This window comes from Georgenia sp. SYP-B2076, from assembly GCF_003991205.1.
Lineage (GTDB): Bacteria > Actinomycetota > Actinomycetes > Actinomycetales > Actinomycetaceae > Georgenia.
The window spans coordinates 1-9,375 of record NZ_RXOZ01000020.1 but is presented as its reverse complement, the minus strand read 5'-3'; the positions used below and the strand labels follow the sequence as shown (position 1 = coordinate 9,375).

General features: G+C 71.8%; 7 protein-coding genes, 1 tRNA gene, 1 other RNA gene, 2 pseudogenes and 1 riboswitch. Of the genes and pseudogenes, 6 read left to right on the top strand and 5 right to left on the bottom strand.

Annotated elements, in window-relative coordinates; translation table 11 throughout:
* Both EJK16_RS09320 and ffs read right to left on the bottom strand, forming a co-directional pair.
* Positions 1-2,038, bottom strand: a 2,038-nt coding sequence (locus EJK16_RS09320; protein WP_127128630.1) for a DNA polymerase III subunit gamma and tau, incomplete at its 3' end; no start/stop codon positions are given.
* 62 nt (positions 2,039-2,100) lie between these two features.
* Positions 2,101-2,197: signal recognition particle sRNA small type (gene ffs, locus EJK16_RS09315), an RNA gene on the bottom strand.
* Between the two features lie 139 nt (positions 2,198-2,336).
* Here ffs and EJK16_RS09310 point away from each other — a divergent pair.
* A tRNA-Ser gene (locus tag EJK16_RS09310) sits at positions 2,337-2,421 on the top strand.
* Between the two features lie 78 nt (positions 2,422-2,499).
* Here EJK16_RS09310 and EJK16_RS09305 read toward each other — a convergent pair.
* Positions 2,500-3,234, bottom strand: a complete 735-nt coding sequence (locus EJK16_RS09305; RefSeq protein ID WP_164737259.1) for a site-specific integrase — start codon at positions 3,232-3,234, stop codon at positions 2,500-2,502.
* Here EJK16_RS09305 and EJK16_RS20620 point away from each other — a divergent pair.
* Positions 3,222-3,710, top strand: a pseudogene (locus EJK16_RS20620) (AAA family ATPase); the annotation flags it as partial. The gene EJK16_RS09305 and the pseudogene EJK16_RS20620 overlap by 13 nt on opposite strands.
* 1,155 nt (positions 3,711-4,865) lie before the next feature.
* On the opposite strand, the gene EJK16_RS20165 reads toward EJK16_RS20620, so the two are convergent.
* Complete coding sequence (locus tag EJK16_RS20165; protein ID WP_127128626.1) at positions 4,866-5,072, bottom strand: hypothetical protein; 207 nt, start codon at positions 5,070-5,072, stop codon at positions 4,866-4,868.
* 34 nt (positions 5,073-5,106) lie between these two features.
* Between EJK16_RS20165 and EJK16_RS20160 the strand changes: the two genes are divergently transcribed.
* The 4 genes from EJK16_RS20160 to EJK16_RS19550 all read left to right on the top strand — a co-directional run bounded on the left by EJK16_RS20160 (position 5,107) and on the right by EJK16_RS19550 (position 8,650).
* On the top strand, positions 5,107-6,066 hold the full coding sequence (locus tag EJK16_RS20160; protein ID WP_127128624.1) for a LuxR C-terminal-related transcriptional regulator: 960 nt from the start codon (positions 5,107-5,109) through the stop codon (positions 6,064-6,066).
* A gap of 66 nt (positions 6,067-6,132) precedes the next feature.
* Positions 6,133-6,534, top strand: coding sequence for a carboxymuconolactone decarboxylase family protein (locus EJK16_RS09285; protein WP_127128622.1), 402 nt, complete (start codon positions 6,133-6,135; stop codon positions 6,532-6,534).
* A gap of 233 nt (positions 6,535-6,767) precedes the next feature.
* Positions 6,768-7,166 (top strand): VOC family protein, encoded by a 399-nt coding sequence (locus EJK16_RS09280; RefSeq protein WP_205739684.1) that lies wholly within the window; start codon positions 6,768-6,770, stop codon positions 7,164-7,166.
* A 563-nt stretch (positions 7,167-7,729) separates the two neighbouring features.
* On the top strand, positions 7,730-8,650 hold the full coding sequence (locus tag EJK16_RS19550) for a M23 family metallopeptidase (RefSeq protein ID WP_164737256.1): 921 nt from the start codon (positions 7,730-7,732) through the stop codon (positions 8,648-8,650).
* A gap of 129 nt (positions 8,651-8,779) precedes the next feature.
* A riboswitch (cyclic di-AMP (ydaO/yuaA leader) is annotated at positions 8,780-8,939 on the top strand.
* Here EJK16_RS19550 and EJK16_RS19545 read toward each other — a convergent pair.
* Positions 8,911-9,375: pseudogene (locus tag EJK16_RS19545) on the bottom strand (hypothetical protein); the annotation flags it as partial. It overlaps the preceding riboswitch by 29 nt.

Genomic DNA, 9,375 nt, shown 5'->3' with positions numbered 1-9,375 from the left:
GCGCGGCAGCAGGCCGAGCTCCTCGGCCCGGCGGACCGCTGGCCGGCGCCCCGGCCGGGACAGCCGGCCCCGCGGCGACCGCGGGCCCGCGCCAGCTCGCGCGGGCGTTGTCCACCGCGCTGGAGGGCGTCGGCACGCTGGGGGCGTCGGCGCCCCTGCCGCCGGTGGCGCCGCCGCGCCCCGACGGGGCCGCGGAGCTGTTCTCGTTGACGGTGCCCTCGATGCGCAGGTCGAGGCCGAGCGTCTCGGAGAGGGCCTGCTGCACGGGGCCGGCGTGCGGACCGCCCCGGAAGGCCGCGGCGAGGCCGGGTGTGGTGAAGACCAGCCGGAGCGCCCCGTTGGAGACCTCACCGACCTGGGCGTTCTGGGACACGAGCGCCCACGTGGACCGCTTGAGCCGGGCGAGCGTCGCCACGACCTCGGGCCAGCGGTGGCGGATCAGCTCGGCGGCCGCGGCGGCACCGTCATCGTGGGCCGGTGCGGGCGCGGCGGGCGCGGGCGAGGTGGGTACCGGCGCGGCGGGGGCCGGCACCGAAGCGGCGGGGGCCGGCGTCGCCGGGGCGGGCGCGGCGGGAGCGGGTCCTCCCGAGGGCGGCGCGCCGGGCGCGGACGGCTCCGGCGCCGAGGACGGACGGGCGTCCTGCGCGGACCGGCCGTCGGCCCGGTCCCCGGCGGCCCCGCGCGACCCGGCGGCCTCGCCCGGCCCCGGGGTCTGGGAGGACCGGGCGGGCTGGGCGTCCGAACGCCCGCTCGCGGCCGCCGGCGCGCCCTGGCGGGCGGCGGCAGGCATGGCGGCGGGCGCAACCGGCACGGCGGCGGGCGTGGGAGCCGCCGCCGGCAAGGCCGCCGCGCCGGGCACTGCGCCGGGCACCGCGCCCGAGACGATCTGCCGCTCGAGGCGGTCCAGGCGCGCGCCGTACCCGGCGTCGCCGGCGTCCGCGCCAGGCAGGAGCACCCGCGCGCACAGCAGCTCCAGCTGCAGGCGGGGGGAGGTGGCGCCGCTCATCTCGGTGAGCGCGTCGTTGACGAGGTCGGCCGCGCGGGAGGCCTGCGCGGAGCCGAGGTGCTGCGCCTGGGTGCGCATGCGCGTCAGCTGGTCGGCGGGGACGCCGCGCAGTGCGGCGGCGGCGTGCTCGCCGGCCATCGCGATGATGATCAGGTCACGGAGGCGCTGGAGGAGGTCCTCGACGAAGCGCCTCGGATCGTGGCCGGTCTCGATGACGCGGTCGACCACCCGGAACAGGCTCGCCCCGTCGCGCGCGGCGATGGAGTCGACGACGTCGTCGAGCAGGGCGGCGTCGGTGTAGCCGAGGAGCGCCACGGCGCGGTCGTAGTCGAGCACGCCGTCCTGCGCCCCGGCGATGAGCTGGTCGAGGACGGACAGGGTGTCCCGGACGGACCCGCCGCCCGCCCGCACCACCATCGGCAGGACCCCGCCACCCACCTGGACGCCCTCGGCCGTGCAGAGCTGCTCGAGGTAGGCGTGCAGGTCGTCCGGCGGCACGAGCCGGAAGGGGTAGTGGTGGGTGCGGGAGCGGATCGTGCCGATGACCTTGTCCGGCTCCGTGGTCGCGAAGATGAACTTCACGTGCTCCGGCGGTTCCTCGACGAGCTTGAGCAGGGCGTTGAAGCCCTGCGGGGTGACCATGTGGGCCTCGTCGAGGATGAAGATCTTGTACCGGTCGCGAGCCGGGGCGAAGCTGGCACGCTCCCGCAGCTCACGGGCGTCGTCGACGCCGTTGTGGCTGGCCGCGTCGATCTCGACGACGTCGAGGGAGCCCGGGCCGCCGGTCGCCAGCTCCACGCACGAGTCGCACGTGCCGCAGGGCGTGTCCGTGGGACCCTGCGCGCAGTTGAGGCAGCGCGCCAGGATGCGCGCCGACGTCGTCTTACCGCAGCCGCGGGGGCCGGAGAAGAGATAGGCGTGGGTGACCCGGTCCGCGCGCAGCGCCGCCATGAGCGGCTCGGTCACGTGCTCCTGGCCGATGACCTCCTGAAAAGTCTCGGGCCGGTAGCGGCGGTACAGGGCGGTGGTCACGGGGTCGACCCTATCCGGGCGCACTGACACCTGGCACATGCCCTGATGGCGCCGGTGGACAGACAAAGGACCCCCCGTGCACCCGCCAGAGCTCACCTACCCTTGCTGCCTTCCGGCCCTGGGGGAGTTCGGCAAGATGACGCCGCACGAGGGGTCGCCGCCAAGTCTAACGGACGGTCCGGGGTGCCGGGCAACCGTGAGCAAGAGCACGGCCGCTGGAGCGGTCCGGCGTTCGGAGCACCCCCGGGCGTCGGGTACTCTCGATTCCTGGAAGTCTGCCGCAGGGTGGCTTTCTCCTGGAGGATTCGCCTAGTGGCCTATGGCGCACGCTTGGAAAGCGTGTTGGGTGCAAGCCCTCGGGGGTTCGAATCCCCCATCCTCCGCCGGTATCTCGGGGCCCCTGACCTGCAGCAATGCAGGTCAGGGGCCTTCGTGCATCGCTCCATGTGCTAAGCCATGTGCTAAGCCCCGTCGAGGTGCGCCGCGAAGCGGTCCGCCGCCGCCTTCTGCATCGTCGGGGTGACGTGGCTGTAGATGTTCATCGTCGTGGTGATCGTGGAGTGCCCGAGGCGCTCCTGGACCACCTTGGGGTGCTCGCCGAGCTCGAGCAGCAGCGTGGCGTGCGTGTGCCGGAGGCCCTTGAGGGTGATCCGCGGCAGGCCGTCGACCACGGCCTGCGCACGCTCGACGCGGTAGGTCCAGCGCCTGCCGACCTCGTTGGGTGAGCGGATCGCGCCGGCGTCGTTGCCGAACACGGAGGCGTCCGCACGGGCAAGGTCGAGCGAGATGCTGCCCCGCTTCGTGCGATAGACCTTCAGCGTCGCCAGGGTCTCGCCGTCGAGATCGATGACACGGGCGGACCCCGTCTTGGTCGACTTCGCCTTGTTCTGTGTGGTGACGTCGGCGGCCCGGCGGATGCTGAGCCTGCCGGTGCCGAAGTTCACATCGCCCCAGCGAAGGGCCAGGGCTTCGCCGCGCCTGATGCCGGTGTAGGCGATGGTGCGCCACAGCGGGAACAGTTCGTCGTTGAAAATGTCGCGGTTCCAGGTCAGGAACGCATGGAGCTGCGGACCGGTCCAGGTCGCGATTTCGGGGCGCTGGGCGCGAATCTGCGAACCGTTGCGACGTGCGGTAGACGAGCACCACCGATCGGTAGACGAGCACCACCGATCCGCCGCGGACCATGCGTTGGCCACGGCATGATCATCGTGTGGGCGAGTCGTTCGTACCTTCGCTCCTGGAGCGCGACGAGCAGTTGGCGGCCGCGGAGGCGAAATTGGCCGAGGCTGCGTCGGGCCGGACCAGAACGCTGCTGATCAGCGGAGCGCCCGGGATCGGCAAAACGAGCCTGCTGCACGAGGTCACGGCGCGGGGGGCTGCGCGGGGGTTCACGATCTACCGGGCGCACGGAGAGGAACTCGCTGCACATCAGCCCTTCGGGGTGTTGCTGCAGTTGTTGGGTCCGGCCATACGCACCTTGTCGTCGCACGCCCGGCGCGTCCTCCGGGCCGGGCCCGGCGCGCTCGCCGCCGACCTGCTCATGGAAACACCGGTGGTCCTGCCAGACGACGGTGCCACTGCGTCGATCGGCTACAGCCTCACATGGCTCACCACGGAGCTGGCAGCGGCGGCCCCGGTCCTGATGGGAGTGGACGATGCGCATTGGGCGGACCTCCCGTCCCTGCACGTGTTGGGGATGCTGGCGTCCCGACTCGACGACGTACCACTGCTGATGACGCTCGCGACTCGCAGCGACCCGCCGGGGGACGTCGCAGCCGCACTGGCTCGGCTGTCCGACCGCCACTTGGCCTTGCCCCCGCTCAGCGAGGACGCGGTCGCGACGATGACCCGCGCGATGCTCGACAACGAGGTCGAGAAGGGCTTTATCCACCGGCTCCACCGCGCCACCGGAGGAAACCCCTTTCTGTTGCGCGAGCTCCTGGCAGCACTTCAAACCCGCGGGTGGAGCGGCCTGGACCACGACGCCGTACAGCTCGGGCGGATCGCGCCGGACACCGTTCGCCGGTTCGTGTTGCGGCGACTCGCGGCGGCGGGCGATGCTTCGCAACGGCTCGCCCGGGCAGTCGCGGTGCTCGGTGACGCCGACCTGCACGACGCCGCCCGGCTGGCTGAGCTCACCGAGAGCGACGCCGTCACAGCCGCCGACCTGTTGTCGGCCGCCGACGTCCTCGTCCCCGGCACACGCGTCGGGTTCGTACATCCGGTGCTTCGCGAAACCGTGCGGGCCGACATCCCGCCGGCACACCGTGCGCTCGCGCACGCCCGCGCCGCACGCATCCTGGCGGACCGCGGCGAAGGCCCGGAGCAAGTCGCCGCCCACCTCACCGAGGCGTTGCCGCGCGCGGATCCGTGGGCGGTCGAGCAGCTCCTCGCGGCCGCACTCCGTGCCCGAGACCGAGGCGCGCCCGAGGCCGCGATCAGGCTGCTCCAACGTGCGCTGTCCGAGCCACCCGCGCGGGAGATCCGGTCGACGGTGCTCACCCTCCTTGGCGGGATACAGGCCGCCCGCGGCAGGCCGGAAGCCCTCACGACGCTCGACCAGGCGATCACCGCTGCCGTGACAGCCGAACAGCGCGCTCGCGCCGTCCTGGAGAAGGCACGCGCCTCGTTCATGGTGCTGCAGGCAAGCCCCGCACTCGACCTGCTCGACGGGCTCGACATCGACGACCCGGCCGTCGACCCCGACCTCGTCTTGAACCTGGAGGGCGAGCTGCTCGCCACCGCGCGCCGGCACCCGGCCGCCCGACCAGAAGCACTTCGCCGACTGGCCGAGCTGCGCGACCGGGCCCTCCCGCCACGCGCGGGATCAGTGGCGGTGTTGGCGAACCTCGCCGTGTCGGCCGCAGAGGCCAACGAGCGGCCAGACACGGTCGCGGATCTCGCCCGCACCGCACTCACCGGTGGCTGGTTGCTCCGCGCGAACAGCAACGTCGTCGTCCACGTCGTCAACGCCTTGACGTGGGTCGACCTGCTGGATGAGGCGCTGTCGGTTCTCGACGACGTGCTGGCCCACGCGCTCCGTAGCGGATCACTGATGGATGTCGACGATGGCGCACACCGTGCGTGCCCGGATCAACCTGCGGCGCGGAGCCGTCACCGACGCGGAGGCCGACGCGCGGATCGCGCACGCACTCGCGGCGGAACATCAGTGGTCGGAGTTGTTGCCGTTCACGAGCTCCCACCTCGCGAACGCCCTGCTCGAGGCCGACGCCGTCGAGGAAGCCGGTCGCGTCCTCGAAGTCCCCGACCGGGCTGCGGCCATGAGCGTTGCGGACTATGTCGAGAGCTTGGGCTTGCTGCACCTCGCACAGGCATCGCCGGCCGTTGCGCTCGAGCACTTCCTCACCTGCAGTCGGATTCTCGCGGCGCGCGGCGGGGTCGACGCACCTGGCGTGATGCCGTGGCGGTCCCGCGCCGCGGCTGCGCTCGTCGCGATGGGCGACAGGTCGCGCGCAGCAACGTTCGCACGGGAGGAGCTAGCACTCGCCGAAGCTTCCGGAGTCGCCGGTTCGGTCACGGTCGCGCGGACCGCTCTCGGGGTCGCTGTCGGTGGACCGGAAGGACTGCGGCTGCTCGGTGGCGCGGTCACCGATGCGCAGGCGTCCCCGCGCGTCCTGGTCCGGATCCAGGCGCTGACCGAGCTCGGCTCGCTGGTACGCCGCAGCGGACAGCCCCGGGCCGCGCGCCCGCATCTGGCCCATGCGCTCGACCTGGCGCGACGCCAGGGCGCGACCCGCCTCGGGGACCGTGCGCGTGCCGAGCTGCTCGCGGCCGGCGGGCGGCCGCGACGTGAGGCGTTGACGGGCACGGAGGCGCTGACCGCAAGCGAGCGCCGGATCGCCGAGCTGGCGGCGGACGGTTTGACCAACCAGCAGATCGCGGCGCAGCTGTACGTGTCGACGCGCACCGTCGCGACCCACCTGACGCACATCTACCAGAAGCTGCGTATCGGCGGGCGGGAGGACGTCGGGGGGGCCATGGGCCGTCAAAACCTACGACCCCTCTGACGATGCCGGGACATCCTGCTTGTCGGCAGGCTGGTGGTCACAAGCCGGAACTACGGAGGAGGAGACATGGCGACACCGATCAGCCGCCCGCGAGCCGAGGTCGAGAGCGACATCAAGGGGACGCTCGGGCTGGTTCCCAGTTTCTTCAGCAGGATCCCCGACGAGGTACTCGATGCAGAGTGGCAGCTGTTCAGGCGCTGGGAGCTCGGCGAGACGCTCATCCCGAGCAAGTACAAGGAACTCCTGATGCTCGCGGTGCACTCCGAGACGCGCTGCCGGTACTGCACGCTGTTCCACACCGAAACCGCAAAACTCTTCGGTGCCACCGACGAGGAGATCCAGGAAGCGGTCCACCTTGCCAAGCACACGGTGTCGTGGAGCGTCTACCTCAACGGCATCCGTGAGGACTACGACCAGTTCGCCGACGAGCTCACGCAGATCGGCACTTACCTGATGTCCCAGGCCTGACATGCGACTCGAAAGAGTCCGGCCCCAGTCGGTGCAGGTCAGTCTGCACCCACTGGAGCTGGCCGGCCTCCTCACTGCGGCCCGATGGGTCGTCAACGGCCTGCGCGACACGCCGCCACCGGAGGCCCTCGCCCAACTACGCCTGATCCTGGCCGACTACGACCGACAGACCACCGGGCGCCACCCCGCCGTACCCAAAGCCCCGGAACCGACGAATGCCAGCGAGGCTTGAGATGCTGAAGACCCACCCGATGCATGCAACGCTGCATGCCACGGACCTGACCCGAGCGAAGCGGTTCTACGCCGAGATTCTCGGACTCGAACCGCTGCAGGAGCTTCCCTTCGCGCTGATCTACGAGTGCGGCGAGCGCACGCTCTTCACCCTGTCAGAAAGCAGCGGTGTGGTGCCCGGCACGTTCACCCAGATGAGCTTCATCGTCGACGACATAGCGCGAGAGGTCGACGACCTCATCACCAAAGGTGTGAAGTTCGAGGAGTACGACACCGAAGACTTGCGCACGGTCAGCGGCGTGGCGGACACCGGTGCACTCAAAGGAGCATGGTTCAAAGACAGCGAGGGCAACCTCATCGGCCTCGTCGAGCTCAGCGCTGAATACCGGCTTCCGCGCTGATGTTCCCCACGCCAGATCCGCCCCCTTGGCTGCCGTTCCGCTTCGACCGTTGCCGAGCTGGGGGCGGCGATCTTCATGTGCCAACTCATGTGCTACCGGCCCTGTAGATCGGTGAATCTCAACGTTGTCATCCACCGACCGACCCGCCCAGACCCCATTGTTTGCGCGCCAGAACGACGATCCGTGATCCCGCCGGCGAGGGGCTAGCGAACAGTTCGAATCCCCCATCCTCCGCCAGCGCCCGTCAGGGCCGAACGCCCCGGACCATCGGTCCGGGGCGTTCCTCGTCAAAGGGACCCTTTCGGCGAGATGCCGCGCCTGCCGTGACTCGTCGCACAGCGCCCAGGTCTAGACCCGGCCGGACACCGCTCGTTATCGTTCCGTGACATCACTGCGCGGCACCTGTCGTACAGCCACGCCCTCGGCCGCGTCTCGGTGGCCCGGCCCCCCTTCGGGCCGCTCTTCTCTCCCGCTGGAGGTCCCTTATGTTTCCCCGTGCTCTGTCCGGCTTGAAGCGGCCCCAGGCGCGCCACAAGATCCGCGAGGCGGAGCACACCCGAGACGTGAGTCCCACGCCGGCGGCCCGCGCCGCCACGTCCGGCGACTCGGCGCCCACGCAGGAACTCGCCCTCACAGCCCTGTCGGATCCCAGGCGCCGCGACCTGCGCCACCCGCACCCGGCCGGCGTCGGCACGAGCCGGCGCCAGCGCATGAAGCCCCACATGGCGGTGCTCGGGATGGTGGGAGTACTCACCGTGGTCACGCCGATCACCGGCCTGACCGGCATGGAGGTCACCGACTCGGCAGCGGCGCAGGTCAGCGGCATCGAGATCCAGCCCAACCTGCTCAACCCGATCGACGCCGCCGTCGCCGCCCCCTCGGAGGCCGGCGCATCCGACAGCCTCCAGGCCGCCCCGGCAGCCGAGGCCCGCGCGGCCGACCACGCCTCCCGCGCGGGCGAGCGCGCCCCCCTCCCCGCTCCGCCCGCCCCGGCCCCTGCGCCCGCGCCGGCCCCCGCACCGCCGCCCGTGGTCCACCAGGTCGTCATGCCGATCGCGGCTGGCACCTATCGCGACACCTCGGGCTACGGCGGCCGCAACGACCCTCTCGGCCGGGGCGCCTCCTTCCACCTGGGCACCGACATGGCGGCGCTGCGGGACACCCCGATCCACGCGGTGGCCGACGGCACGGTGACCCACGCCGGCGTTGGGAAGGACGGCCGCTCGAGCAACCTCGTCATCATCCAGCACGAGATCGACGGCCAGACCTTCTTCAGCTGGTACGTCCACATGTACGACGACGGCGTCTACGTCCAGCAGGGCCAGCAGGTCAAGGCGGGCGACGTCATCGGCGGCGTGGGATCGAACGGCAACTCCACCGGCAACCACCTCCACTTCGAGATCCACCTGGCCGACGACTCGACCACGGAGCCGCTGGGGTGGCTCGCCCAGCACGGCGCGGTGGACGTCAGCGCGCTCGGCTGACGCCGGAAACACGTTCCTCACAGTCCGTGACCAAAACGTAACATCGGAACGTCGAGGAGAGTAACGTCACACTCACTCCGCGGAACCCTCCTCCGCGGAGCCTCCGGGCGGAGTCCGAGCCCTGCCGCCACCCGGAGCTACCTCGACCTCGCGGCAGGGACGGGGGACCCAGTATTTGCGGCCGCGGGCGACCACGGCCTTGGGGTGAAGTGCGGCCATCGCCGGCGCACCGGGTGCTTCTCCCACCCGAACCCGACAGCTCACCCCGCAGGGCAGCAGGAGAGGCCACACATGAGCACCACCGCCCCCGGTGGCGCGCGCCCTCGCGCGCCTCGCCACCCCCTCCCCGCCTCGCGCCACGGGCGCACCGCGGCCCGCCGGCTGCTTGCCGCCGTCGCCGCCTCAGGGCTCGTCATCGCCATGGCGCCCAGCGCCGCCGGTGCCACGACCGCTCCGGTGCCGGCGAGAGTCACGAGCACCGACGCCCTATCTGGCTCGACGTCGGCGCTGCCGAGGGTCGACGTCGCCGCGGTCACCGCGCGGGCGGTGACGGCCACGGTCACGACGCCCACGGTCCGGGTGGCCTCGGCGGTCGCCTGGAGCGTCGACCCCGTCATCGCCCAGGCCACCCCGCCGCCCCCGCCGCCGCCCCCGCCGGCGCCGGAGCCGGCCCCCGCCGGCGCGACGGCCGACCGGGCCGCCCCGGCGGTCTCCCGCAGCGCCGG